The organism is Maribacter algicola, from assembly GCF_003933245.1.
GTDB lineage: Bacteria > Bacteroidota > Bacteroidia > Flavobacteriales > Flavobacteriaceae > Maribacter > Maribacter algicola.
The window spans coordinates 124,900-150,169 of the sequence record NZ_QUSX01000004.1 but is presented as its reverse complement, the minus strand read 5'-3'; the positions used below and the strand labels follow the sequence as shown (position 1 = coordinate 150,169).

Sequence of the window (25,270 nt, the reverse complement as noted above, 5' to 3'; positions counted from 1 at the left end):
CTGTTATCGTTCCCGTGGGGACCTCGCACGTAGGCTGTACCACCGTCGTGGTCGCAACATCGGGCTTAGCTGTTATATTTATCTCTATCTCAACAAAAGGCCTACAATTTGGATCCGTTAAATCTGGGTCGTTGGTATCCAATATAGCATACGCATAATAAGTGCCAGGGGTAAGGCCACTAATCCCCGTTGAAGAAGTTGCCGTACCTCCACTGGGTGTAACCGCAGTTCCCAATTGAGTTCCTCCACCCACATATGGGTCCCCTTGCTGAGTAGAAAAGATAAAAAACTTAATATCAATGTCAGGAATGTCCGCTTGAACCATTAAAGTCTGACCTTGGTTATCTTCACAGGTTGAAAAATCAGTAGTTTCATTTGATAAAGTTGGACAAATGAACGGGTCTTCAACATCTGTTGGTTCGCAATCAGTATTATTTGACAAATCAGTATCATTGGAAATAGTTGAAACCATTACCGTGTTTTCCAAATCTGCTCCTTGTCCGCATTCAACTAATGGGCCACCTAATGTAGGTGCTGAACCAAGCACTTTAACATTCAAGGTTAGGGTCACACTTTCTCCTGGAGCAAGTGCTCCAATATTACATGTTAAAAGTCCCCCAGAAGATGAACCATCATGGGAACAAACCAAATTGGGGTTTGATTCAACCGATGAAATAAACTGGAGGTTGGGATTTAGTTCATCTGTTAATACAATGGAGTTTGCCACGGAAAGTCCATTATTAGAAACTACTATTTGATAACTAAATTCCTCCCCTAAAAGTACAGGATCTGTCAAGTCTATTTTTGTAACGGCTAAATCAACATCAGCAGAAAAAAAATCACTAGGTTTTAATAAGGGTACTGTTTGATTCCCAGTTGATATCGCATCACCATTATTTAAGGATATTGAGCCACTATTGGCAACTGTATAATCCTGATTTCCACCAGTTACGGCATCAATAAGTCTGGATTGAACATTACCTCCAATACCAGCAGGTATGGTGTCATCAAGGACAAGCCAAGCTTCCATTACCACCATATCTCCATCATCCAACCCCCCTACTGTAAATACACCAACTATTTCATCGTTTACTAACTGCCAACTAAAACTACTAACAGTTGCATTATTACCCGAATCAACATAATCACCATCGCCAGTATCAATAAAAGCACCAATAACCCCATATCCTATGTCCCCAGGTCTGGCATCATAACCAAAATCACCGCCATTGGTAGTTAACGTATTCCAACCGATCAAAAAAGTAATTTCACCGTTCTCTGGCGTTGTATCTCCATTTACATCAATCATTAATTCGAAAGGAACTATTTGACCAAGTGCCATATCTTCTGGCGCCAAACTTTCAACCTTAACGTCAACGCTACCATTGTTAAATTCAGCTAAGGGTATTAAAGGATCACCATTACCTCTTCCAAGTGGAGCACTTAAACTTGTTGGATAAGGTATTGGAGGAATATAAATTGAAGGGTCTGCCGCAGAAAAGTTTAAAGAATAAGCCCCACCAGCTAAAGGTTTGCTGATTTCATAATATAAGTTTTGGACATCCTCGTGTTCAATACTAGTAAAAGAAGTAATCGAGCCTAAGGTAAAGGTTGAAAACGCTATTGTAACTAAAATAAATAGCTTCCTTCGAAGAAACGAAAAAGTAATTTGTTGCATGGTAAAGTGTTTTTAAGTTTGACACCATGGCATACAAATAAGAAGCATCAAAAATTAAGATGTGGGGCCTTAATCTGTGATAAAAAATAAAACTGTACGGGGGAATGTAGCTCTAAACTACTTAGAAGTTATTTTTGAAACAAAACTTTGTTAAATATTGTTTAAAAAATCGATGAACTGCACATTTTACCGATCAAAGTCACATTTGAAAAGTAAAAAGTATTACAGAAAAAATTAGTCAAAGGTCATTTCAAGTGACTCCTAACAATCTAAAATTGCTACCATTATCTTATAACTTTACCCTGTACACCTCTAAAAAAAGAGCTATACTTTTCTAGGTCTGCCGCTTGATTTTGAGTTGGTATTTGAGGTTCGGAAAATTTCACCTCTTTATTACCATAATCAAAAGCGACCAAAACAATGGGAACCTGCGCCTGCTTTGCAATATGGTAAAAGCCCGTTTTCCATTTTTCCACTTTTTTACGAGTACCCTCAGGTGATAATGCCAACCTGAACCGCTCCCTACTTTCAAAAATCTTCACAATGGCACTTACGGTGTCATTACTTTTGCTTCGGTCTATGGGAGCACCGCCCGTCCAACGGAAAAACCAGCCAAAGGGTGAATCAAAAAGGCTTTTCTTCCCAATGAAATTAATTTCCTCATTCAATACTTTTCGGACCAAAAGTCCCAGGAGAAAATCCCACCAACTGGTATGGGGCACGACGATGATTACGAACTTCTCCAAATGGGATGGAAATGTACCTGTCATTTTCCAACCTAAAAGCTTAAAGTAGATAAAACGTGAAAGTGCCTGCATTTAGATTAAAGTAGTATTACCTATATTTTTCTATAGATGGATCTTAATTTGGCCGGTGTTATGACCGATTTCCAATTTGGCCCAAGGGCATTTTCCCATAAGGGTTCCATCCCCATGGCGATGGATATCATCGTTTCGAAGTCATTATCATTTAGAGTCGCACAAATTCCTTTCGGAAGCTGGATTTTATGCTTATTTCTCATTTGGTCGAAAATCACTACCCCTTCTGGATAAAACTCCCCTAAATGTTGAAATACCAAACAATTTCCTAAACCATGTTTAATACCAAGTTGATATCCCAACCCGTAACTCATGGCATGTGCAACCCCAACCTGGGAATAGGCAATACTCATGCCTCCGTGCCAAGACGCCATCATCAGTTTATTTCGGGATTCTTTGTCAGGTAAATCATCCAGAAAAACTTCTTTACAAAGGTCCAATGCCTTTTCGCCGTAACTTTGGCTAAAGGCGTTCAAATAGGTCCCGTTCAAACTTTCTATACAATGGATAAAACAATCCATCCCCGTATAGAACCATTGTTCTTTAGGTACTCCTTTGGTAAGTTCAGGGTCCAATATTACTTGATCAAAAGTGGTATAATCAGAATTGATACCCAGCTTTCTCTCCGGTCCCAAGAGCACTGTAGTACGGGACACCTCCGCTCCCGTTCCACTGATGGTGGGGATTCCCACGTGGTAGACCGATTCCCTATGAACCAAATCCCAACCTTGATAATCGGCCGCGCTTCCGGTATTGTTCAACAATATGGCCACGGCCTTGGCAAGATCCAAAAGTGTCCCTCCCCCAATACCTACAATGCCCGATGGCATTTCCAAATAGGATTCCTTGATTTTCCTCACCAAGGCATCTACTTGCTGGGTCTTGGGTTCTTCATCGGCAGAAATGAAAATAATTTGGTCCGAAAAAATCCGGGGAATTCGGGAATGTAAATTTGAATTTTCAAAGACATCATCCACTAAAAAAATAAAGGGCGCATCTGAACTTTTACGCTTCGTCAAGAGAATGTCACCCAATTGGTCAAAACTTCCGTTGCCGAACACGACCCTTGGAACCATAGGAAAATTTCTAAACTTTTGGGATGCCTTTGTAGGTATATTATTCATTTGCATTTCCTTGCTTGTCTCCATCCGTTCAATTTAAAGGTAATTCAATACATCGGTAAGTTTAGATACGGTTATATAGCCTTTTTTTTCTTTCGGCTCGTCAATTTTTTCATGTACCCATGTGGTATGAAAGGGTACATGAACCGCCTTGGCCCCTATATTCACAAGCGGTAGGACATCGGATTTTAGGGAGTTACCAATCATTAGAAAGTTTTTTACATCGATTTCCAAATGGTCCAACAAATCCTGGTAGTTTTTCTCCTTCTTATCACTTAAAACCTCCACGTGATGAAAATATTCCGAAAGGTTGGACCTTTCCAGTTTTCTTTCCTGATCCAGAAGATCCCCTTTGGTCAAAACGATCAATCTATATCTACCCTGTAGTTTTTCCAGTACTTCTACTACCCCATCCAATATCTCGACAGGATGGGAAATCATGTTTTTACCAAGATCAAGGATTTTAGAGAGGGTCTCTTGCGATACCTCATTATTAGATAATTCCAAGGCCGACTCAATCATGGACAACATGAAGCCCTTTATTCCGTAACCATACAGATTTAAATTCTTGATCTCCATCCTAAATAGCTCTTGGTCTATTTTATTCTTGGTCTCGTACTTTTCCAAGAGTTCCGCGAATGCTTCCTCAGCCTCCCGGAAATAAGTTTCGTTCACCCAAAGGGTATCGTCCGCATCAAAGCCTATTACCTGTATGTCCTTAAAATTTATTTCCATGCTGCCTTGGCCCTTTCCAAATCCTCAGGGGTATCTATTTCAATACCGGTTACGGTAGTCTCTACCATTTTAATTTTTTTTCCGTATTCCAAATAGCGTATCGCCTCTATTTTCTCGGTTGCTTCCAATTGAAGCATGGGCAATCGTTGAAAATCCATCAAGGCTCTTTTTCGAAAAGCGTAGATTCCTTTATGCTTAAAATAACGTGTGTAATCTCCTTTGGCCCTTGGATAAGGTATGGGCGACCTAGAAAAATAAAGGGCAAAATTTCGATTGTCTACGATCACTTTTACCGTATTGGGATTTTTGATTTCATCATCATCTGTTATCCTGACCATTAAGGATGCCAAATCGATTTCATTATCCCGGTCCTGCTTGAATACCTCTATGACTCCAGATAGGCTCTCCCTATCCGTAAAGGGTTCATCACCCTGTACATTCACAATGATATCCACATCCATGTCCATAACCGCCTCGGCAATTCTGTCACTTCCACATTCATGCTCCTTTTGGCTCATAAGTACATTCCCTCCTTCTCCCAAAATTGTATCGTATATGATGTCGCTATCTGTAACCACATATACCTTGTCAAAGAGTCCTGTGTTCACTGCTGCTTGATAGGTCCTTACTATAACAGGTTTACCCGATAGATCCTGCATCAGTTTAGCTGGAAATCTAGAGGCAGCGTAGCGCGCTGGAATCATTGCGATTATCTTCACTTTCTTATGTTTTTGCCTTAGGCCTTAAACTTCTATAAATCCTAAAAATGATGATTAAAATTATAATCACCAACACCGCCGCCAAAATAGGTGCGAATATGGACGCTATACTTACAACCGTTGCCGTTCCCGTTTCTACGGTGGCCAGTATAGGGTTGGCCAGGCCTCCCGTGGTAGTCGAGGATGCCAATCGGCCAGTGGCGCCCGCTCCTTTAATAGCCGTTGCGGTTCCCCCGCCGGCAATTATGGCCAACGACCACGTTACCACAGGATCCAAATCGGCCACCGTGGAGACCATTACTGCCGTTCCGGCGATGGCAGCCAAGGGTACGGCAAAGCTATCCAGCAAGTTATCCACCCAAGGAATAAAATAGGCAAATATCTCCACCAAGGTGGCTACTCCCAAAGCAATCAAGGCCGCCAAACTACCTATCCATTGCCAGTTATCGTTCAACTCCCACACATTAAAATAAGCGGCCAAACTTAAGGCGAACAATGGCAAAAACACCCTAAAACCTACAGAAGCGGCCAGCCCAATACCGAGAAAAATACTTATGATGGTTTCTGATGTCATATTGTTCCTTTCTTAAACCTGACTTTAAAAAAACTTCGTTCTATTTTATTCCAACACTAATGTAACGGTTTCCTATTCAAGAAAAAAATCACTTTTAAAGCCGATTAGGTAGAGTTTTTCCTTGGCTCTAGTCACTGCAGTGTATAGCCACCTCAAGTACTCCTTGTCCGGACCGTTGGGCAAATAAGGCTGCTCTACAAATACAGTGTTCCACTGCCCTCCTTGGGATTTATGGCATGTAATTGCATATGAGAATTTTACCTGAAGGCCGTTAAAATATTTGTTGTTCTTAACGCCAAGAAACTTTTTATACTTTGATTTCTCCTGGGCATAATCCTTCATTACTTCTTGGTACAACCTATTGCCATCCTCATAGGAAAGGGATGGGGATTCGGCCTTAATGGTATCCAAAAGCAATACGGTCTCAAAAGGTTTCATATTGGGGTAGTCTACCATTTGAACCTTGACTTCGGCAAATTTGAATCCATATAAGTCCTTAAAGGCATAGATTTCAAGAACCTCAATGATATCGCCATTGGCTATAAATCCCGCTTCGGAAGTAGGTTTCAGCCAGAAATAATTGTTTTTGACCACCATCATAAAATCACCAGGTGCCAATTCATGCTCCAAGAACAGGATACGTTCCCGTATGTTCAAGTTATAAAGATTAGCCCTTTTATTGGAACGTACGATGATCGCCGTCTCCTCTTTTCCGTTTTTGGAGTACGATTCATCGATCGCTTCTTGAATATCGTGACCGTCTATCAATCGTACGATATCGGAAAACGGACCTACATCAAACTTAAACGTATCGAAATAGCTTCCGTTCAATTGCTCCCTAAGCATGGTGGCATTTACCAAAATTCCAGAATCCTCCGCTTGACGGACCACCTCATCGAGCTCCAATCGGATTACTTCCTTGTTATATGTATGAGCCAACTTATCCTCATCCAAAGCGGGGCTAAGTTCCAAATGAACAGGAGGTAACTGGGCGGTATCCCCAATTAAAAGTAATTTACAATTATGGCCAGAGTATACGAACATGAGCAAGTCGTCCAACAATGAACCGTTTTCGAACAATTTGGAATCCGCTGGGGTATCGGGTATCATGGAGGCTTCATCCACAATAAAAATGGTATCCCTATGCTTATTGGGAGCCATCACAAATTGAACACCGCCACCACTTTGCTTTTTGGGAAAGTATATCTTCCTATGAATGGTAAACGCCTGTGTTTTTGAATAGTTGGACATGACCTTCGCAGCCCTGCCTGTTGGGGCCATTAAGACCGATTTCATACCCGTTTTCCACAAGCTGTTCACCAAAGTACCTACCAGTGTGGTCTTACCGGTACCCGCAAAGCCCTTAAGAACAAAAACTTCGTCCTTATTTTTGGAAAGTATAAAGTGGGATAATTTTTCAAGGGCAATCTGTTGTTTTAGGGTAGGGTTATGTGGAAACTTGGTTTCCAACTCTTTAAAAAAAATAGCAGGTGTCTGTAACTTCATGGAACCCCAAATATAACAGGATTTTTAGGGTAAAAACTTTTGCGATTAAAAAAAAATTGTAGATTTGTGACAACCACTAAATTAAATTAACACTAGAGAAATGAAGACCATAATACAGATAGTACTTTGGATTGCATGTATCGGTTTGGGCTACTTGATTTACAAATCGGTAACCGGACCAATCGAGTTCAACGAAGTAAAAGTTGAACGTTTTGGCAAAGTTATCGCAAAACTAAAGGATATCAGGAATTCCCAAGAAGCCTATAAAAGTGCCAACGGCAAATATGCCAATGACTTCCCTAGCTTGATTCAGTTTATCGATACAGGGAACTATGTTATTACGCAGCAAAGGGATTCTTCTTTCATGAGGTATGACAAAACCTATCAAATTGATTTACAACAGGACACGGTTATCGTAGATACCCTTGATTTTGTTTCCGTTAAGGATTCTTTATTCAAAAGCGATACCAGATATAAAGATTTGGCAACAGTACCTACAGCACCCAATGGTGAAAAGTTTACCATGAAGGCGGATATCATAGAGAAAAGTGGGTACAGGGCACCCGTTTATGAAGTGAAGGTTGCAAAAAGCGTTGTTTTGTATGACCAACCAAAGGATTTATTGGCCAAGGAGAATTCTCTTATGAGTGTAGAGGAGGTTAATGGTTCCGAAATTAAGGTTGGTTCGTTGACCGAAGTTAGTACCAGTGGAAACTGGCCTCCCATCTATGATAAAAAGGGCGATCAATAAGAATATAGACATAGCAGATAAAAACTTTAAGAAATTGTCCATTCAGGTTAGCCTGAATGGACTTTCTTTTTGTATTGCGGATATTGTTTCGCATAGGGTACTGCTGTCAGATAACAAATGGTTCTCTCATGAATTGAATCCGATAGAACTACTGGAAGAAGTAAAAACCCTTTTGGACAAAAATGGACTGACCGATAAAAAATTCGATGAAGTAGTCGTTGTACATACAAACAACCTTTTTACACTAGTTCCCAAGCCACTTTTTAAGGAAGATTTTCTTTTAGATTATCTAAAATTCAATACAAAAATACTTGCAACGGATGCATTAGCCTTTGATGAGTTGGAAAACTTGGATATAGTAAACATTTATGTCCCGTATATGAACGTAAACAACCATATTTACGACCTTTATGGTGAATTTACTTTTGTGCATAATGGTACTGTGCTTATCCAGTCCTTGTTGGACCACCATAGTAATCAAAAAGAAGCCGTTTGCTTTGTACATGTGGGTAAAAAACAGATGGATGTTATCGTTCTAAAACAAAAAAGTCTTTTGTTTTATAATAGTTTTCTATACGAGACCAAGGAGGATTTTGCCTATTATCTCCTGTTTGTCTTAGAACAATTGGAATTGGATACGGAATCCACCCCCGTCAAATTTTTTGGAAATATAGAAGAAGACGATGATACATTTCAAATTTGCTATTCCTACATCAAGGACCTCGCCATATTTGTGCCAACCGCCCCCAGTCATTTAGATCTAGGTTTACCAGACACCTCAACTATTGATTTTACAGTTCTAAGCACTCTATAATGCGGATTATTTCAGGCAAACATAAAGGCAGACAGTTGCTGGCACCAAAAAATCTACCGGTAAGGCCAACAAAGGATATGGCCAAAGAGGGACTTTTTAATATTCTCAATAACCGCTACTATTTTCCAGACCTTAAAGTTCTGGATCTTTTTGCAGGAACGGGAAATATCAGTTTTGAATTTGCTTCGCGAGGCGTGGAGGATATCCTGGCCGTAGATATGCACTCAGGCTGTGTCAATTATATTACAAAGGTATCAGACGAATTGGAATTGACTATAAGAACCCAAAAAAGCGATGTATTCTCCTTCCTGAGCAGTAATACTGAGAAATTCGATATTATTTTTGCCGACCCATTTTATGATATGGAACTGGAAGAATTTAGAAAATTGCCATCGTTAGTCTTTGAAAACGATTTGCTTTTGGAAGATGGCATACTTGTAATTGAACATTCCAAACAGACCCGTTTAGAGTCCCTCCCACATTTTGATAGTTCCAGAAAATACGGAAACAGTGTTTTCAGTTTTTTCAAAACCTAGGATTTGAACAACCCTAGACGTAGATAGTTAAAAAAATGGACTTTTAGAGGTTTAAAAGAAGCGGTGATTCCATTATTTTTAAAATTCAAAATCCTCTCATGAGAAGAATGTTGGTCCAGTTTAGGAATAGTTCCTTTCGAAGTTATGTTCGTAGACATGAAAAGTATGTCCCGATCTTATTCTTTATTGGAGGTTTCATTTTTGACATGCTCACCCTGGGCCGGATAGACAGAACCTATGATTTGGTAATGCTATGTCTCCACATGACCAATTTAAGTTTTGTCCTATATCTCTATAATGTAGTGGACGATGGTAAATGGAAAAACACCTTTTTAGAACGTTTTGAGGAATACTTCCCTTTAGCCATCCAATTCTTCTTTGGGGCCCTGTCCAGTGCCTATGTTATTTATTTTTCCAGGAGTGTATCCTTATCAAAAACAGTATCGTTTTTTTTAATTCTTGTCGCCCTCTTGGTTGCCAATGAATTTCTCAAGCAAAGGATTTCCAACAAGTATCTTCAGTTTAGCGTTTATTTTTTCCTAAACTTCACGTTCTTCACCTTCATGATTCCTGTGGCGATATCTAAAATGAGTCCAAAATTATTTTATATTTCTGGAGGTATCAGTCTCTTGTGTACTTTGACCTTGATAATCCTAATTTACTTTTTAAGTCCAAGCACCCGAAGTGAAATTCGGCTGGGAAGGCTTCTCTCAATTATCCTAAGTATTTATGCCGTCATTAATGTATTCTACTATTTTAGGTTAATTCCGCCCGTTCCTTTGGCACTGGACCAGGGTATCGTGGCCCATTATGTTGAAAAGACCGGGAACGACTACACAGTAACTTATGAAAAAAACGACTCATTTATATTTTGGCGAAATCATAGACTCAAATTTGTATTTAATCCGAACGAAAACGTTTACATCTATTCCTCAATTTTTGCACCTACCAATTTGGAGCAATCCATTATTCATAGGTGGAAATGGTTCAACGAAAAAACTTCCGAGTGGGAACTTATAGAGGATATAGGGTACGAGATAATAGGTGGAAGGGATGAAGGTTATAGGGGGTATACGTATAAAAGTAATATTTGGGCAGGTGAATGGAAGGTGGAGGTCATAACCAATGAGGAATTGGTCTTGGGTGTAATCGATTTTGAAATATCCATCGATGAAAGTCTTGAACCTATACAATTGGTAGAACGTAAATTTTAAAAAAGCAGGCCGTAAGCCGGATTCTGTTTTCGTTGAACGAAGCCTTATCATTTATCTAGACCAAAGGTTGCCCCAAGGTTCCAACCGTCTACCCTTCGGCTCGGGCGTGCAGCCCTCAAACACCGATTTACATGACGTTTCACCGTATAGAGTTTACCTGATTTCACTACAGCCTAACTGTACTTGCTTTCTGTTGCACTTGTCCTCGCCTTTCGGCGGACGGGCGTTACCCGCTATACCGCACTATGGTGTCCGGACTTTCCTCCCCCAATATACATTGGCGGCGATAAGGTGGCCTGCTTGGCGCAAATGTACTCCAATTGTTGATAACTAAAGATGATCTACGATGTAAATCCCCTACCAAATTAACCGCTATTTTTATATTTGTAACTACAGAAAGCTACCTATCATTTGGAACCGTTTATTGTTTCTGCCCGTAAGTACAGACCTCAGACCTTCAAGGATGTCGTGGGGCAGCAGGCCATTACCAATACGTTACAAAATGCCATAGACAATAATCATTTGGCACAGGCGCTTCTCTTCTGTGGACCAAGGGGGGTTGGAAAAACGACGTGCGCCCGTATTTTGGCCAAACAGATAAACTCTGATGGCAGCGAACGTGAAGATGAGGATTTTGCCTTCAATATTTTTGAATTGGATGCGGCCTCCAACAACTCGGTGGACGATATAAGAAACCTGATCGATCAGGTACGTATTCCCCCTCAAGCGGGGAAATATAAGGTATATATCATCGACGAGGTCCATATGCTTTCCCAATCCGCATTTAATGCCTTTTTGAAAACCTTGGAGGAACCTCCAAAACATGCCATATTTATATTGGCAACCACTGAAAAGCATAAAATCATACCTACGATTCTATCCAGGTGCCAAATATTTGACTTTAAGAGAATTACCGTAAACGACGCAGCGGAGTACTTAAAATATATCGCCGAAAATCAAGGTATCGACGCAGAGGATGACGCCCTACATATCATTGCACAAAAGGCTGATGGAGCCATGCGGGACGCCCTTTCGATTTTTGATAGGGTCGTTAGTTTTTCGGGAAAGGAATTGACAAGAAAGGCGGTAACAGAAAATCTCAATGTGCTGGATTATGACACCTATTTTGAGGCGACGGACCTAATCATGAACCATGATATTCCCAGATTGCTGATTCTGTTTAATAAAACACTTTCCCTAGGCTTTGACGGTCACCACTTTATAGCAGGGCTTGCCTCCCACTTTAGGGATTTAATGGTCTGTCAACATAAGGATACCATTTCACTTTTGGAAGTTGGCGAGAATGCACAGGAGAAATATAGGGAACAATCCAAAAAAACCTCCCCTGGGTTTCTTTTAAAGGGACTGGATATTGCAAATGACTGCGACTTGAAATACAAGTCAAGCAAAAATCAGCGACTCCTAGTAGAACTTACTTTAATGAAATTGGCCTCCATCGACTTTGATGGAGAAAAAAAAAATCCTGAATCACTAGCCCTCCACAACAAAACTATTGATTTCATAGCCCCGGCCGAGTTTTACAAGAACATTCTAAGAAATGCAAAGGAAAAAGTACAAGAGGTTGTTTCCAAGAATGTAGATTCTGTTCCCGATACGAAAAAGATGGATGAGCCAGCCACCCAATCGGAGAAGAAAACGGAAGTAGCGGAAAATCTGCCAACATCAAGGCCATCCCTAAAAGAGGAAGATCAAAAGAAGGACGAAACCAAAGAAGTACAAATTGTCCAAGAACGGCAAGCGCCTACGATAGAAATAACAGCTCCCAAAAAACGGGTTTCAGGTCTATCACTTTCAAGTTTAAAGGCAAAGAGGGAACATGAACTCAACAAAATTGAGGTCATCATTGATGAGGAAGATTTACCAAAAGATGATTTTTCCGAGGTTGATCTACAAAAACATTGGTCCGATTTTGTAGAACAAATAGACAAAAAAGGACAAAAAATATTGGCATCCAATCTAAACACGGATAGTCCCAAGCTCGGTAAAGACTACAGTATTCATATTGAGCTCCCCAATAGTACGATGAAAAAAGAAATAGAGCGCGAGAGTTTTGAGCTTATGAGATACCTAAGGAGCAAGCTAAACAATCATTTCATTCAATTAATTATAAAGGTGAATGAATCCAGTGCCAAAAAATTTGCCTTTACCCCAGAGGAGAAATATGAAAAGTTGCGGGAAAAGAACCCGGCCATTGATTTGTTGCGAAAGGAATTTGATTTAGACCTTTAATTTTCTTCGTAGCCTAATAGTATAGAAGAACATTACAAGTGCGATAATCAAGAGTCCAAAGGCTTCACGGCCCAATTCAACCGTTTCTATAGGACCATCTTCGAGTCCAAAACCCTGAAAGTCGGTCGGATACAAATACATAAAACCAATAAAGCAAGCGGTACAAAGAACTAAAGGCACAACGGCCCTTAATTTATTCAAGGAAAAAATTACGGATATTATGGCCGCTACCGCATAAATCAAAATCCATAAGAAAGAATCCGGATCATTAAATTGAACAATGGCCCCTACCGCAAAAAGCATCGCAAACACATATCCGATTGTCTTAAAAAATAAATTCATTATAAATCAGCTTAAAACATGGTTTTTAATTAAATCACAGACCTCCGTTGCCACCACCTCTTTGGTATTGATCTTAGTTGCCTGATTTGTTATAAAAATTGGATAATCCTCACTATCGTCAGTAATTCTTCCATGGGAGCCCTTGATCAATGAAGCGTCCAAGGGAATAATATCCAAAACGGTTCTAAAGCCCAGTTTCTTTTTGAGTAATTTCCAAGCTACCTTGGCCATGACCAGTTTGTCCTTGGGATCGGTCAACATTTCTACAGGATCATACCCGGGTTTTTTGTGGATATCCACCATTCTGGCATAATCAGGTGCTACAGCATCATCCAACCAAAAATAATAGGTAAACCAAGAGTCCGCGTCCGCAACGGCAACCAAATCACCACATCTTTCATGATTTAGATGCTCGGCAGCTATTTCGCCATTTGAAAGTACCCTTTCAACACCGGGAACCTTGGCAATCAAGCTTCTGACGTCCCCCAACTTGTTTTTATCTTTCACATAAATATGGGCGACTTGATGGTCCGCCACTGCAAAGGCTTCACTAGCTCCGGCATCCAATAGTTCCAAGCCTCTTTCTATTCTCACATTTACAAGGCCTTCGCGCCTCAAAACTCGGTTTAGGTGAATCGGATTCTTAACATTGGTAATTCCGTATTCCGACAATAAAATAATATGGGCTCCCTGTTTTTCGTAATAATCTACCAATTGTTTGACCACCCCATCGATTTCATTTAAATCCTTTGAAATTTTACTGAAATCCAGTCCGTGACGCTGCAAGTTATAGTCCAAATGCGGAAGATAGATAAGGGTCAAGGTGGGGTCGTATTTTTCATCTGTTTTAATCGCCCCATTGGCAATCCATTTAGATGAATTTATAGTGGTACGAGGGCCCCAAAACTCGAATAATGGAAATGTACCCAAGCTACCTTGAAGCTCATCCCGTAACTTCGCGGGATAGGAATAAATATCGGGAATTTTGCGTCCATCCGCCAAATAATTGGGTCTTGGCGTGATGCTATAATCCACATAGGAATACATATTGTACCACCAAAAATGATTGGCACACGTAAAGGAAGCATCCTTTTCCTTTAACACATCCCAAATTTTGGGTTGTTGCACCAACCTATTGGATTGTCGCCAAAATTTGACTTCCAACTCGTCCTTAAAATACCAACCGTTTCCCACGATTCCATGTTCCGAAGGCCATTTTCCAGTAAGGTATGTAGACTGAACCGAACAGGTTACGGCAGGTAACATGGGTTTTATAAATGTATGTCCACCATTTTCCAAAAACGATTTTATGAAGGGTGTATGCTCACCTATAAGGCGTTTGGTCAATCCAACAACATTGATGACAACTGTCTTTTGCATGTTATAAGTGCGCTTTTAACCATTCTATTTCACGGACGATGGAATGCAATAAATCCTCCTTTAACCCTTCCGGTAATACATCCCACGTATAGGTTTCTATTTCCAAATGCTCCGTCAACGAATCCTTTTTTAAATAATCCAAAGTATCCAAAATTTGATCTTGGGTAGAGTCCAACGCCCCAAATCGCTCCAAAAAGATAGGAACATGATAGTGGGCACGTAGTTCGTCCACCTCATTTTTTGCTTCCAATACGATTGGAAGATCGTTATAGGTTTTTACCCTCTCTCCTATTTTCTCTGTTACCTGATGTAAGTAAACTGGCTCATTGAATTTTTCCAATAAATTCCATACTTCCTCCCGATTCTTACCTTTGAATAGAATCTTTAGGGCGGCACTCACCTGAATTTTCCCAACTTGGATACCCGCTTCCTTAAACTTTGCAAAGGTTTCAGTGGGGTGCTCATACGCCAGGGAAAAATGGCAAATGTCATAACATATGGTAATATATCGTTTTACCAATTCCTCCAATTGGTAAGCATCCCTATCCAACTTTCGGGATAATTCCTGTTGGGCGATGGGAATTAGATAGTCCGAATAAAATGAAAGGACTTCCTCCGTATTTTCCAAAAATCCATCAGGCTCCGGCTCAATGTCCAAATGGAGATAGGTTCCTGTCTCTTGTTCCAGTTCAAAAAGTTGCTTAGCGATTTGGGCCATGTGCATAGCACCTTTTTTAAAGGCGGTATCTTTTTCCATTTCCGAAGCAAACCAATGTTTATAACTAATGGGTGATGTGGAAATTCCGCCATTGATCCCTTTTGGAAGCAATACTGCCAATTGATCAAACAATCGTTGGGTATACATCAAACGTTCCTTAGTAGTCCAATCCGGAGTGTGGACATCGTCCTTTACCCGTTCATTATGAAAATTCCCATAAGGAAACCCGTTCATGGTGAAAATATACACATTCTCCTCCTGCAACCAATTCTTGAATTCCGTCATATTGTTTCCCAAAGCGAGTTCCTCACTCGCCTTGTTTGAAAGTCGTAAACCGAGACCAAAGGGGCTATCCGGTGAAACCGACTTCTTAATACCTGGAACATGTTCCTTAATACTGGAGAAGGTACTTTCCCAATCCTGCCCGGGATGTATGTTCGTACAATAAGAAAGGTGGTATTTGTTTTTTATAAACATAAGGGGATTCGCTATTTAAGGGCCATCTGATGATTTAGCTGCTCAATGGACCGTTTCATTATTGACCTGTCAATTTCATGGACATCATGCTTCTTTCCCAACCCGGAAATTAATGTGATGGTCAATCTACCACCCAAATGTTCCCTAAACTCCTCGATACCGGCCAAAAGCTGGTCCACTTCCTTTTCGGAATGCAGAGGCAAGGATAAATCGAAACCAATTTCCTTCATTACATCAAGGATAATCCTCAATTCTTCCTCTGAAATCAACCCGATTAACTGTGCATAGGTAACGTCCAATGCAATTCCCTTGGCCACGGCCTCGCCATGTCTTAACTCATAGCTGGTCATAAACTCCAATTTGTGGGCCGCCCAGTGACCAAAATCCAGGGGCCTAGACGAACCAGACTCAAAAGGATCCCCTCCTTGCGAAATATGTTGCATGTGCATTTCGGCACATTTATAAATTACATATTGCATAGGTTCCAATTGCCTTTCTTTAAGGGCTATGGCATGCTTGGCAATGTATCCGAAGAATTCCCCGTCCTTGATTAAGGCAACTTTTATGGCCTCGGCGATTCCAGCTATCCAATCCCGCTGCTCCAAGGTGGCCAAGAAATCAGTATCGTTTATGATGGCATACGGCGGGGCGAATGTCCCCAGAAAATTTTTCTTCTTAAAGATGTTCACACTGTTCTTTACGCCTACGGCGGAATCGTTCTGAGAGAGCACCGTGGTTGGAATCCGAATCAATTTTACGCCCCTATGTGCAATGGCCGCAGCATAGCCTACCATATCGATTACCGCACCCCCTCCAATCACCACCACAAAAGAGTGCCTGCAAATAGCATTTTCATTAATCCCTTTCAGCACAAGGTCAATATATTCAGCATGATTTTTGGACTGTTCGCCTCCGTCGATTACCAAAGTATTGGTGCAGGTCAAATTTCCGGAATACAAACTGCAATAGGAGGAAATCTTGTTCAACAGATCTGGGTGGTTGTCCGCCACGCCTTTATCTACGACAAAAAACAACTTTACAGCCTCGTAGTCCTTGTACCCTTTCATAATATTGACGAACAGCTGGTTATCAACATGAAACAAATCCTTTGTAAAGTGGAGTTGGTACTCATATTGAACCGAAAACGACTGTTTGATAGGTTTTAATTCCATAGCACTAGGTAACGGCAAAAATTCTTGAGAGTAATAATGATAAAGGCAAAAGTAATAAAACCAGAAGTCCTAAATACCATTGGGAAAAACCGGTCGTCCAACAGGCATCCATAACAATCAGGGACAAAACCCCGGCCATTACCGCCCTTTTAATATTCTTTGGTGAGTTTTCCCTGTACGCGTCCAACAACGGTTTAAAAACCATAAACCCAAACAAGGCAATAAAGGGTAGGGACACCAAAATATGGGATGTTTTCAGCGCAATGGTAACCGCGATAAAAGCCAGTACCAATGCATACAATAAACCAGCGATTGCAATATGGCCCTTGTTATCGCCATGGACCTCACCCCTACTAATCAGGGTTATCGCGAAAATATAAATAAGGGGTACGAAAGAAACCCACCACAGGTCCAATTGCCCTAAAATGGACATTCCCAATAAAAGGTTCAGTCCTCTACAAACACCCATGACCAAAGGCCCAAAAAAAGCATGTTTTTTAGCCAATGCATCATAGCCTATTATGGAAAAAATCAATATTCCCGCCAGGACTCCACTTAAAGTATTGACCGAAAATGCCAGAGAAAGCCCAAAAATAAATAATAATAGACCCCATATAACGGCCTGATTCTTTGGAATGATTCCGCTAGGTATAGGTCTTTCCGGACGTTCAACGGCATCCAGTTTGGCATCAAACACATCATTGAAAACCACGCCACCAGCGTATAGGAACACCGATGCAAATACAAGCGACAAAATACCCTGCCCATTCACCGAAATAAAATCCGGAATTCCCACACTGGTAGAAAAAAGTGCCAAAGCAATACCGCCAAAAATATCCGCTGCAGCGGTAGGTAGGTTGGCAGGTCTTGCCAACCTGGCAAAACCCATGATTTTTTTCATCATTCTAAGAGATTTGTTCGGAATCTATCCGAGGTGTTTGCCCTCTTAAAACGCTATTATCATTAAAAAGTTGTGATTGGTCGATTCCTTTTGGCTTCAACCAGTGTTCCTCCTTCATTCGTCCGTTTTTGCTGAACGCGTCCAAGGCGTTTTGATAGCAGGTCTTCACAACATCTTCACGTGAAATTCCTCTTTTCAGCATCAAGGAAGCTGTTTTGGGTACGGCCAATGGGTCACTTACACCCCAATCGGCTGAGCTATCCACAATAATATTGTCGCTACCAAACTTGCGTACCACTTCAACCATGCGTTCATTGCCCATTTTTGTTTTGGGATAAATGGTAAATGCAGCAATAAAGCCCCTATCCAGAACCTCTTTAACAGTCTCCTCGTTATTATGGTCAATTATGACATTGGCAGGGTCCAATCCATGTTCCAAACATACCTCCATGCTCTTGATGGTACCCGCTTTCTTATCCCTATGCGGTGTATGTACCTGAACCGTCATATCCAATTCCTTCGCCAGATCCAACTGCATCCTAAAGTACTTGTCCTCGGCAGGGGTTTGGTCATCGTAGCCAATCTCCCCAATGGCCACCACGTTTTCTTTATGTAGGTACAGGGGAAGTAGCTCAACGACCTGCTCCGCTAGAGCTTCATTGTTGGCCTCTTTAGAATTTAAACCAATAGTACAATAGTGCTTTATACCAAACTGGCTTGCCCTAAAAGGCTCCCATCCTACCAGACTGCTGAAATAATCCTGAAAAGAACCCACCTGCGTCCTGGGTTGTCCCAACCAAAACGAGGGTTCTATTATAGCTACAACACCAGCCTGTTGCATGGCTTCATAATCATCTGTTGTTCTAGAAGACATGTGTACGTGCGGGTCGATAATCATCAATTTATCTTGCATTTTCTATTAATTCTTTAAGTTATTCCAAGTTAGTGTTCCTTCTTCTATCTGCTGTTTCAAGTCGGGTTTGCGATGCAGGATTTCCAAGGCTTCTGCACTATCGGAATGATAACAGCACAAGGCTCCCGCCCTATTTTCTATCAGGTCTCCACTTTCCAATAAGCGTTCCATATCCTTTAGCAGAACCGGATTCAGAAACCCTGAGACCGGGCGCCAGAACATAGGGTCTATCTTCCTGGAGGCCGCCCATCGTTCGTGGGCGTAATCCGAAATGATCCTCGCTAGATCCACATTGGCACGTTCATCTACGGAGGGTATTTTAGAAAGATCTCGCTCCATAAACGCGGCCTTTAGATACATCTGGTTCCATTGCTGGTCATTGAAGTACTTCGCCGGATAGGGGTTGTTCAAGGTAATGGCATCAAAAATGACCGATATATTTGTTCTAAGGGCTTCTACTGCCGTAAACTTGAACATATCAGGATAAGGCAAAAGGTCCAGGAACTTAAGAAACGTCTCAAGTTCCGTAATATCCGCAACCTGAATGATATTGGCCACTTTGGACCCGTAGAAATCGGTATCGATTTCCAATACCTTCATAAGCAGGTAAATTCTAGCCACCTCCAACAAGTTTGCATTCCGGGAGGTTAAAAAGTCGAGTGCCCCTTCATCGGCATTTGCGACCTTTAATGTAATGCTCTTGTCAAATTTTGAAGCCAAGAGGCTGTACGTCATGAACAAGTCCCTTACGGATTTATCTGCTTCCAATTTTTGTGTTTTTTCAGTCAGCCATTCCAATGACACTGGATCCGCTTGGGCCCCAAGCGCTTCCTTAATCCGTTCGCTTACCTGCATTATTTATATATTCTTATTTCTCCTTTCCCAAAAATAATTATTAAAACCCACAAAGCCTTATTTTTGCATCGCAAACAAGGTTAATAAGCGTTAAAATGATGTTAGGATTAAAGTTGCCCACCGATCCAAGATGGGTTAATATCGTTGAAAAAAATATTGATGAAATTTTGACGGACCATGCATTTTGCGAACAAAAGGCCGCCAGTACGGCCATATCCTTAATTGTTTCCTTTCCGGAATATACGGAATTGGTCGAAGAAATGGTAGCGTTATCCCGGGAAGAAATGGGACACTTTAAAATGGTACACGACCTAATTTTGGAACGTGGGCAAAAATTGGGAAGGGATAGAAAGGATGTATATGTTTTGGAACTGCTCAAATTTTTTCCGAAAGGTGGAAGCCGAACCACTCAATTGATACACCGTCTTTTGTATGCCGCCCTCATTGAGGCCAGAAGCTGTGAAAGGTTTAGACTATTGTCCGAGGAACTTCCAGATAAAAAATTGGCCGATTTCTATCACAAACTCATGATCAGCGAAGCTGGGCATTATACCATGTTCCTAAAATTCGCCCGAAAATATGGCGACAGAAAAGAGGTAGACCAAAAATGGCAGGCCTTATTGGAATATGAAGCTGAAATCATGAAAAATCTCAGCAAATCAGAAAAGGTACATGGGTAAACCTCGTTGATGTTTACTTTTCCTTTAACTTTTTCACATAGTAATCGTAGGTTTCAAACTGTGAACGGTGTTTGGGTGTTCTAGACCTTCTATAAGCATTGTCCTGTTTCTCGGAAAAGACCCTTGCCTTTAAGTTGTCGCGCCAACAGATTTCAAAGGTATCCATCAATTCCTGTTTGATGTCCTCGTCATATATGGGACAGCCTACTTCCACGCGATAATCCAGGTTTCTTGTCATCCAATCTGCCGAGGAAATGTAGACCTTGGGATTGCCTGCATTGGCAAAGACAAAAAGTCGGGTATGCTCCAAAAACTTATCAACGATACTAATGGCCTCAATATTCTCGCTCATACCCTTTACTCCAGGTACCAAACAGCAAATACCCCTAACGATTAACTGAATCTTGACCCCTGCCCTACTTGCTTCATACAGTTTATCCACCATTTCGTAAGATGTAAAGCTGTTCATTTTTATTTTTATGTAGGCTTCCTTGCCCACAATGGCATTGGCGATTTCCTGTTCTATGAGCTTGTGAAATACTTTTTTGGTATAATGGGGCGATACGATTAGATGTTTATACTTGTTAATCTTGTAGGTCGTCTCAAAGAAATCGAAGACCTTGTTCAACTCCTTTAATATGGGCGGGTGGGAAGTAAACAATGTATAATCCGTATATATTTTGGCGGTCGATTCATTAAAGTTACCAGTGCTTATAAATCCATATCGTTTGAGTCCCTCATCCTCTTCACGTTCAATCAAACATATTTTACTATGAACTTTAAGACCAGGCACCCCAAATATTAATTTAACACCTTCGGCCTGTAATTGCTCCGCATATTCAATGTTGGCCTGCTCGTCAAACCTGGCCTGTAGTTCAATTTGGACCGTTACCTGTTTTCCGTTTTTCACAGCATTGATAAGTGATGCCGCCACTTGGGAGTTATTGGCCAAACGGTAAACCGTTATCTTTATGGTACGCACTTTTGGATCTAGGGCCGCTTCCCTCAAAAACTTAAGGATATAGGTAAATGTATGATATGGGGTGTACTGCAAATAATCCTTGTGGGTTATACTCTCCAAAATACTCCCTTCAATACTAAGTCCCTTTACGGGCAGTGGCCTTATTTTATCGTATAATAAATCGTTCCTGTCCAAACTTGGAAACCCCATGTAATCCCTTTTATTATGATACCTCCCCCCTGGGATCACACTATCCGTATCCTCAATCTGCATTTTCTCCTTAAGAAATGCCAAAGTGTCCTTGGCAATACTTTTATCGTACACAAAACGAACCGGGTCGCTTATTTTTCTATGTTCCACACTTAAGGAAATCTTTTCTATAAAACTCTTGCTCAAGTCATTATCCATATCCAACTCTGCATCCCTGGTTATCTTGATCATGTGCGCGGAAATAGATTCATATTCGAACATAGTAAAAATATTGCTCAGACAATATCTGATCAAATCATCCAGAATAATGATATAATTCTTATCACCTTCTTTGGGCAAAACCACAAAACGGTCTATCCCTTTGGGAATCTCTATAAGGGCAAAACGTTTTTCCTTTTTTACATTGGCACCCTTGATTATCATTTTAACCGCCAAATAGGCAGCAGTGTCCTTTAGGGTAGGAAACCGTGTTAAGTCATTGAGTATGATGGTCATGAGCTGAGGGCTCACATTTTGAAGAAAATATTCCTTAACAAATTCCTTTTGATTTTTGTTCAGGGCGGTTTCCCTTATGATGAAGATGTTTTCACGCTCCAGTTCTGCCTCTATTTGCTTTAGGATGACCAAACTTTTGCTCTGCTGACGGATTACGATTTCTGTAATCTCTTCCAAAAGGTCTTTAGCCTTTTCCCCTCCCAAAACACTCTTTCCGGTCTTTCCAGCTTCAACGATTCTTTTCACCGTGGCATATCGTACCTTAAAAAATTCGTCCAAATTATTTGAAAAAATCCCTAAGAAACGCAAACGCTCAATGAGCGGTACATTCTTATCCGCACTTTCCTGCAGTACGCGTTCATTGAACCATAACCAACTTATCTCTCTATTAACGTACTGATTGTTGAATTTCACCATTATCTTAAGTGCTTTGGAAAAATCGTTTCTACTGTTTTGCCTTGGGAAATGCTTGCCCAAGAATCTTGTTTGAACCGTATGTGGACAAAACCACTTGTTGGAACGTTTTCAATATATGAATCTCCAAGGGAATTTACCAAATGGGTAAAGGCATGATTATGTCCAAAAATCATGACCGTGCCTAATGAATTGTCCATTTTTTTCACAAAATCAAGGACATGGTTCCCCGTAAAGTCATAAAGGTCCGTAGCAATTTGAAACTTGGCCATGGGAAATTTAAGGTTTCTCAAACATATCATGGCCGTATGCAAGGCCCTGTTTGCCGGACTTGAAAACGTAAAGTCTAGTCTAATCTGACCTTTTGATAGTTTACTTCCTACCAAATGGGCATCATCTATTCCTCTTTGAGCCAGAGGTCTGTCTTGGTCTTCAACATCAAGGTCCCATGATGATTTGCCATGGCGCATGAAAAGTAGATTCTTCATTCTTTACTGATTAAGGTGCCAAACGTTCCATTTTCCAATCCCAATCCACTTGCAAGGTAAAGCGGATCCTGTCGTGTAGACGATTAGGTCTTCCCTGCCAAAACTCGATGGATATGGGTTTCACTAGATAACCGCCCCAGTGATTTGGTCGTGGCACTTCCTTATTTTTGTAGGTAGCCTCAAGTGTTTTAAGTTCCTGTTCAAGGACATCCCTAGAGGCGATAACACTGCTTTGGTTGGATACCAAGGCACCTAATTGGCTCCCTTTTGGTCGGGATTCAAAGTATCCATCGGATAGATTCTCGGCAACCTTTTCCGCTTTTCCCTTTATGATAACCTGACGCTCCATATTGGGCCAAAAAAAGGAAATACAAATGTTTGGGTTTGCAGCAATGGCCCTTCCCTTTTCACTGGTATAATTTGTATAGAAAATAAAGCCTTCATGGTTGAAACGCTTTAGCAATACCACCCGGCTTTTGGGAAAACCATCCAGACCAATCGTGGAAACGGTCATGGCATTGGGCTCGTCAACACCCTCTGAAGCCTCTACCTCATGAAACCATGTCTTGAATAGTTGCATGGGATTATCAGAGATACAATCCTCCATTAAGGCACTTTTCTCGTAAGATTTCCTGTAATTACCTAGGTCTTTCTGCATATTCTAATCTAAAAAACAAGATACTCAAAGATCAATAAAAATAACAAGACCCCAAAAGCTTTAATCACCTTTGGGGTCTTATTAAACAATTAATTTTAACCTATTCAACCCTTTTAAAACTCATTTGGGTCTGTACTGGTGCATCAGCAGGATATGAAATATAATACAAAGTCAATGTTTCCTTCTTTATAATAAATCGATTCCCATAAGCCTCTCCATTTAATTGGATAGTCTCAGGCTTCGGCTTAAATCCTTTTTCCCAAGAAGTATTTTCACAAACCCTCATGAAAACACTATCGTTGTAAACTTCAAATGTTCCTTTATTCTCGGATTGCCCCATTAGTTCATTTAGGTTCTCATCCTTAAAACCATAGTAATTAACTTTATAGGTGTAGGTTCCATCCAACTCGAAGGTATGCAAAGTCTCCACATCGAAATACCGATAATCCTCCCGTATACCGCCACTAGGTATTTCATCGATACGGTTCCAAGTACCGATAATAGCATTACCTTGTAACTCAGAGGCTATTCCATCTGCTTTTTCACAAGAAATCGATGTAAACAATAGAAATATAAAAGTCAATAAAATGGTATTCTTCATAACAATATTTATAAGAAGATATTCCTATTAACCTTTGGTTGCGTGCTTGTTTTAATTAAACTCGAAAGATTTGCCATCATCTGCCAATTCCACCTGATCAAAAACTTGGCAAGCCTCTTCCTTAAAAACTTCAATGGAGGCGTATCGGGTGGAATAATGCCCCAAAATCAATTTACCTACGGAAGCTTCCTTTGCTATTTTTGCTGCTTGTTTGGCCGTACTATGCTTTGTTTTTTTTGCCAAATCTGTTTCCGATTCCAAAAAAGTAGCCTCATGGTATAAACAATCTACACCCTTTATTAACGGAACAAGATGAGGATTATAGGCCGTATCGCTACAGAAGGCATAGGAAGTTGGTTTGGGTGGATCGAATGTCAATTCCTTGTTGGGAATGATCTCACCCATTTCGGTGACAATATCCTTTCCCTTTTTAATGATGTTGAAATATGCCTTGTCGATTTCATAAAACCGAACGGCCTCAATGTTCAAGGTACGTTCCCTCTCTTTTTCCCTGAATAAAAATCCATTGGTATAGACCCTATGATCTAAGGGTATTGTTTGTACGGTTACTTTTGCATCCTCAAAAATAACCTCACTATCGACTGAGGTCAATTCATGAAAATGCAAGGGATAGTTGGTCCAGGAATCCCCAAGTTTTAACAACAAGGTAATGGCTTCCTTTATTCCTTTGGGGCCATAAATATTGAGTTCCTTTTCCCTTCCCAATAACCGGAACGTAGAAATCAAACCCGGAAGTCCAAAGAAATGGTCTCCATGCAAGTGGGAAATAAATATGTGATTGATTCTTGAAAACTTGATTCCGTGTCTGCGAAGCTGAACCTGGGTGCCTTCACCACAATCTATTAGAAACATGTGGTTCTTGATCTCCAATACCTGTGAGGTTGGGTTGGTCAATGTTCTTGGCGTAGCGGCATAACAACCTAATATGGTCAATTTCAAAGCTCCAAATCCCTTTCAATTTCCTCCATTTCAATAATATCCTTCGCCTCTTGCAAGGTAGGGGCGACAATTATTTCATCGGGGACCTCATCATAAGAAACCTTATCCGTAACGATTACGAAGGATTTTCCTGATTTTCGGTGCTTATTGGACATTTCCAAAAACTCCAATACATCCCCCGATGTCAATTTATCAAAAGTGAACAGGTTGATTATTAAGTTGTCATTCTTGACTTCCGTGTACTTCTCTTCCAAATTTTTTAAGAAGATGGAAAGTGATTTTTTTTCCTGGTCTATTATGGTCGTAGTTCCGTCCTTATCAAAAATCAT

The 25,270-nt window shown here is 40.7% G+C and carries 26 protein-coding genes and 1 other RNA gene; 6 read left to right on the top strand and 21 right to left on the bottom strand.

Annotated elements, in window-relative coordinates; all coding sequences use genetic code 11:
• The 7 genes from DZC72_RS16885 to DZC72_RS16855 all read right to left on the bottom strand — a co-directional run.
• Nucleotides 1–1,678, bottom strand: a 1,678-nt coding sequence (locus DZC72_RS16885; RefSeq protein WP_133306768.1) for a DUF11 domain-containing protein, incomplete at its 3' end; no start/stop codon positions are given.
• Between the two features lie 284 nt (nt 1,679–1,962).
• Entirely contained in the window at nt 1,963–2,496 is a 534-nt protein-coding gene (locus DZC72_RS16880) for a 1-acyl-sn-glycerol-3-phosphate acyltransferase (protein WP_125224100.1), read from the bottom strand.
• A 20-nt stretch (nt 2,497–2,516) separates the two neighbouring features.
• On the bottom strand, nt 2,517–3,644 hold the full coding sequence (locus DZC72_RS16875) for an iron-containing alcohol dehydrogenase family protein (protein ID WP_125224099.1): 1,128 nt from the start codon (nt 3,642–3,644) through the stop codon (nt 2,517–2,519).
• A gap of 9 nt (nt 3,645–3,653) precedes the next feature.
• Entirely contained in the window at nt 3,654–4,352 is a 699-nt protein-coding gene (locus DZC72_RS16870; RefSeq protein ID WP_125224098.1) for an HAD family hydrolase, read from the bottom strand.
• Nucleotides 4,343–5,056: a 3-deoxy-manno-octulosonate cytidylyltransferase gene (gene kdsB, locus DZC72_RS16865; protein ID WP_207891766.1), complete on the bottom strand. Its 714-nt coding sequence runs from the start codon at nt 5,054–5,056 to the stop codon at nt 4,343–4,345. Before kdsB ends, DZC72_RS16870 begins: the two co-directional genes overlap by 10 nt.
• Nucleotides 5,057–5,075: 19 nt before the next feature.
• Nucleotides 5,076–5,645: a DUF4126 domain-containing protein gene (locus DZC72_RS16860; RefSeq protein WP_125224096.1), complete on the bottom strand. Its 570-nt coding sequence runs from the start codon at nt 5,643–5,645 to the stop codon at nt 5,076–5,078.
• A gap of 72 nt (nt 5,646–5,717) precedes the next feature.
• Nucleotides 5,718–7,151, bottom strand: coding sequence for an ATP-dependent DNA helicase (locus DZC72_RS16855; RefSeq protein WP_125224095.1), 1,434 nt, complete (start codon nt 7,149–7,151; stop codon nt 5,718–5,720).
• A gap of 100 nt (nt 7,152–7,251) precedes the next feature.
• On the opposite strand from DZC72_RS16855, the gene DZC72_RS16850 reads away from it, so the two are divergent.
• From DZC72_RS16850 to DZC72_RS16835, 4 genes are all read left to right on the top strand, one after another.
• A complete protein-coding gene (locus DZC72_RS16850) occupies nt 7,252–7,902 on the top strand; it encodes a hypothetical protein (RefSeq protein ID WP_125224094.1) in 651 nt (216 codons plus the stop codon).
• A complete protein-coding gene (locus DZC72_RS16845; RefSeq protein WP_125224093.1) occupies nt 7,880–8,716 on the top strand; it encodes a DUF3822 family protein in 837 nt (278 codons plus the stop codon). Before DZC72_RS16850 ends, DZC72_RS16845 begins: the two co-directional genes overlap by 23 nt.
• Nucleotides 8,716–9,252, top strand: a complete 537-nt coding sequence (locus DZC72_RS16840) for an RsmD family RNA methyltransferase (protein ID WP_125224092.1) — start codon at nt 8,716–8,718, stop codon at nt 9,250–9,252. The genes DZC72_RS16845 and DZC72_RS16840 overlap by 1 nt, the downstream gene beginning before the upstream one ends.
• Before the next feature lie 98 nt (nt 9,253–9,350).
• Complete coding sequence (locus DZC72_RS16835) at nt 9,351–10,466, top strand: DUF2914 domain-containing protein (protein WP_125224091.1); 1,116 nt, start codon at nt 9,351–9,353, stop codon at nt 10,464–10,466.
• Here DZC72_RS16835 and rnpB read toward each other — a convergent pair.
• An RNA gene (gene rnpB / locus DZC72_RS16830) (RNase P RNA component class A) lies at nt 10,464–10,769 on the bottom strand. The genes DZC72_RS16835 and rnpB overlap by 3 nt on opposite strands.
• Nucleotides 10,770–10,877: 108 nt before the next feature.
• On the opposite strand from rnpB, the gene DZC72_RS16825 reads away from it, so the two are divergent.
• Nucleotides 10,878–12,716 (top strand): DNA polymerase III subunit gamma/tau, encoded by a 1,839-nt coding sequence (locus DZC72_RS16825; protein WP_125224090.1) that lies wholly within the window; start codon nt 10,878–10,880, stop codon nt 12,714–12,716.
• Here DZC72_RS16825 and DZC72_RS16820 read toward each other — a convergent pair.
• Genes DZC72_RS16820 through DZC72_RS16790 form a run of 7 tightly spaced genes read right to left on the bottom strand, consistent with a single transcriptional unit; the run spans nt 12,705 to nt 19,474 of the window.
• Nucleotides 12,705–13,058 (bottom strand): transmembrane 220 family protein, encoded by a 354-nt coding sequence (locus DZC72_RS16820; protein ID WP_125224089.1) that lies wholly within the window; start codon nt 13,056–13,058, stop codon nt 12,705–12,707. The two genes, DZC72_RS16825 and DZC72_RS16820, sit on opposite strands and share 12 nt — an antisense overlap.
• Before the next feature lie 6 nt (nt 13,059–13,064).
• Complete coding sequence (locus DZC72_RS16815) at nt 13,065–14,438, bottom strand: alkaline phosphatase family protein (RefSeq protein ID WP_125224088.1); 1,374 nt, start codon at nt 14,436–14,438, stop codon at nt 13,065–13,067.
• A 1-nt stretch (nt 14,439) separates the two neighbouring features.
• On the bottom strand, nt 14,440–15,633 hold the full coding sequence (gene eboE, locus DZC72_RS16810; RefSeq protein ID WP_125224087.1) for a metabolite traffic protein EboE: 1,194 nt from the start codon (nt 15,631–15,633) through the stop codon (nt 14,440–14,442).
• A gap of 11 nt (nt 15,634–15,644) precedes the next feature.
• Nucleotides 15,645–16,805: a 3-dehydroquinate synthase gene (locus DZC72_RS16805; protein WP_125224086.1), complete on the bottom strand. Its 1,161-nt coding sequence runs from the start codon at nt 16,803–16,805 to the stop codon at nt 15,645–15,647.
• 4 nt (nt 16,806–16,809) lie between these two features.
• Entirely contained in the window at nt 16,810–17,709 is a 900-nt protein-coding gene (eboC, locus tag DZC72_RS16800) for a UbiA-like protein EboC (protein WP_125224085.1), read from the bottom strand.
• 1 nt (nt 17,710) lies between these two features.
• Complete coding sequence (locus tag DZC72_RS16795; RefSeq protein ID WP_099547013.1) at nt 17,711–18,619, bottom strand: TatD family hydrolase; 909 nt, start codon at nt 18,617–18,619, stop codon at nt 17,711–17,713.
• Between the two features lie 6 nt (nt 18,620–18,625).
• Nucleotides 18,626–19,474, bottom strand: coding sequence for an EboA domain-containing protein (locus DZC72_RS16790; protein WP_125224084.1), 849 nt, complete (start codon nt 19,472–19,474; stop codon nt 18,626–18,628).
• A gap of 98 nt (nt 19,475–19,572) precedes the next feature.
• Between DZC72_RS16790 and miaE the strand changes: the two genes are divergently transcribed.
• On the top strand, nt 19,573–20,154 hold the full coding sequence (miaE, locus tag DZC72_RS16785; protein WP_125224108.1) for a tRNA-(ms[2]io[6]A)-hydroxylase: 582 nt from the start codon (nt 19,573–19,575) through the stop codon (nt 20,152–20,154).
• A 13-nt stretch (nt 20,155–20,167) separates the two neighbouring features.
• Here miaE and ppk1 read toward each other — a convergent pair whose 3' ends face one another.
• From ppk1 to DZC72_RS16755, 6 genes are all read right to left on the bottom strand, one after another.
• Nucleotides 20,168–22,237, bottom strand: coding sequence for a polyphosphate kinase 1 (ppk1, locus tag DZC72_RS16780; protein ID WP_125224107.1), 2,070 nt, complete (start codon nt 22,235–22,237; stop codon nt 20,168–20,170).
• A complete protein-coding gene (locus DZC72_RS16775; protein WP_125224083.1) occupies nt 22,237–22,722 on the bottom strand; it encodes a SixA phosphatase family protein in 486 nt (161 codons plus the stop codon). Before DZC72_RS16775 ends, ppk1 begins: the two co-directional genes overlap by 1 nt.
• A gap of 10 nt (nt 22,723–22,732) precedes the next feature.
• Complete coding sequence (gene pdxH, locus DZC72_RS16770; RefSeq protein WP_125224082.1) at nt 22,733–23,380, bottom strand: pyridoxamine 5'-phosphate oxidase; 648 nt, start codon at nt 23,378–23,380, stop codon at nt 22,733–22,735.
• A 100-nt stretch (nt 23,381–23,480) separates the two neighbouring features.
• Nucleotides 23,481–23,981 (bottom strand): hypothetical protein, encoded by a 501-nt coding sequence (locus DZC72_RS16765; protein ID WP_125224081.1) that lies wholly within the window; start codon nt 23,979–23,981, stop codon nt 23,481–23,483.
• Nucleotides 23,982–24,032: 51 nt separating this feature from the next.
• A complete protein-coding gene (locus DZC72_RS16760; RefSeq protein WP_125224080.1) occupies nt 24,033–24,941 on the bottom strand; it encodes a ribonuclease Z in 909 nt (302 codons plus the stop codon).
• Complete coding sequence (locus DZC72_RS16755; protein ID WP_125224079.1) at nt 24,938–25,270, bottom strand: ribonuclease Z; 333 nt, start codon at nt 25,268–25,270, stop codon at nt 24,938–24,940. The genes DZC72_RS16760 and DZC72_RS16755 overlap by 4 nt, the downstream gene beginning before the upstream one ends.

What these genes read in the sequence shown, in the direction of transcription:
- kdsB (WP_207891766.1), bottom strand. Translation starts at nt 5,056, where the DNA reads ATGATTCCAGCGCGCTACGCTGCCTCTAGATTTCCAGCTAAACTGATG.
- pdxH (WP_125224082.1), bottom strand. Translation starts at nt 23,380, where the DNA reads ATGCAGAAAGACCTAGGTAATTACAGGAAATCTTACGAGAAAAGTGCC.
- DZC72_RS16775 (WP_125224083.1), bottom strand. Translation starts at nt 22,722, where the DNA reads ATGAAGAATCTACTTTTCATGCGCCATGGCAAATCATCATGGGACCTT.
- DZC72_RS16870 (WP_125224098.1), bottom strand. Translation starts at nt 4,352, where the DNA reads ATGGAAATAAATTTTAAGGACATACAGGTAATAGGCTTTGATGCGGAC.
- miaE (WP_125224108.1), top strand. Translation starts at nt 19,573, where the DNA reads ATGTTAGGATTAAAGTTGCCCACCGATCCAAGATGGGTTAATATCGTT.
- DZC72_RS16855 (WP_125224095.1), bottom strand. Translation starts at nt 7,151, where the DNA reads ATGAAGTTACAGACACCTGCTATTTTTTTTAAAGAGTTGGAAACCAAG.
- DZC72_RS16815 (WP_125224088.1), bottom strand. Translation starts at nt 14,438, where the DNA reads ATGCAAAAGACAGTTGTCATCAATGTTGTTGGATTGACCAAACGCCTT.
- DZC72_RS16790 (WP_125224084.1), bottom strand. Translation starts at nt 19,474, where the DNA reads ATGCAGGTAAGCGAACGGATTAAGGAAGCGCTTGGGGCCCAAGCGGAT.
- DZC72_RS16850 (WP_125224094.1), top strand. Translation starts at nt 7,252, where the DNA reads ATGAAGACCATAATACAGATAGTACTTTGGATTGCATGTATCGGTTTG.
- DZC72_RS16880 (WP_125224100.1), bottom strand. Translation starts at nt 2,496, where the DNA reads ATGCAGGCACTTTCACGTTTTATCTACTTTAAGCTTTTAGGTTGGAAA.
- DZC72_RS16795 (WP_099547013.1), bottom strand. Translation starts at nt 18,619, where the DNA reads ATGCAAGATAAATTGATGATTATCGACCCGCACGTACACATGTCTTCT.
- DZC72_RS16875 (WP_125224099.1), bottom strand. Translation starts at nt 3,644, where the DNA reads ATGGAGACAAGCAAGGAAATGCAAATGAATAATATACCTACAAAGGCA.
- DZC72_RS16820 (WP_125224089.1), bottom strand. Translation starts at nt 13,058, where the DNA reads ATGAATTTATTTTTTAAGACAATCGGATATGTGTTTGCGATGCTTTTT.
- DZC72_RS16765 (WP_125224081.1), bottom strand. Translation starts at nt 23,981, where the DNA reads ATGAAGAATACCATTTTATTGACTTTTATATTTCTATTGTTTACATCG.
- eboC (WP_125224085.1), bottom strand. Translation starts at nt 17,709, where the DNA reads ATGATGAAAAAAATCATGGGTTTTGCCAGGTTGGCAAGACCTGCCAAC.
- DZC72_RS16835 (WP_125224091.1), top strand. Translation starts at nt 9,351, where the DNA reads ATGAGAAGAATGTTGGTCCAGTTTAGGAATAGTTCCTTTCGAAGTTAT.
- DZC72_RS16840 (WP_125224092.1), top strand. Translation starts at nt 8,716, where the DNA reads ATGCGGATTATTTCAGGCAAACATAAAGGCAGACAGTTGCTGGCACCA.
- eboE (WP_125224087.1), bottom strand. Translation starts at nt 15,633, where the DNA reads ATGTTTATAAAAAACAAATACCACCTTTCTTATTGTACGAACATACAT.
- DZC72_RS16860 (WP_125224096.1), bottom strand. Translation starts at nt 5,645, where the DNA reads ATGACATCAGAAACCATCATAAGTATTTTTCTCGGTATTGGGCTGGCC.
- ppk1 (WP_125224107.1), bottom strand. Translation starts at nt 22,237, where the DNA reads ATGGTGAAATTCAACAATCAGTACGTTAATAGAGAGATAAGTTGGTTA.
- DZC72_RS16805 (WP_125224086.1), bottom strand. Translation starts at nt 16,805, where the DNA reads ATGGAATTAAAACCTATCAAACAGTCGTTTTCGGTTCAATATGAGTAC.
- DZC72_RS16755 (WP_125224079.1), bottom strand. Translation starts at nt 25,270, where the DNA reads ATGATTTTTGATAAGGACGGAACTACGACCATAATAGACCAGGAAAAA.
- DZC72_RS16845 (WP_125224093.1), top strand. Translation starts at nt 7,880, where the DNA reads ATGATAAAAAGGGCGATCAATAAGAATATAGACATAGCAGATAAAAAC.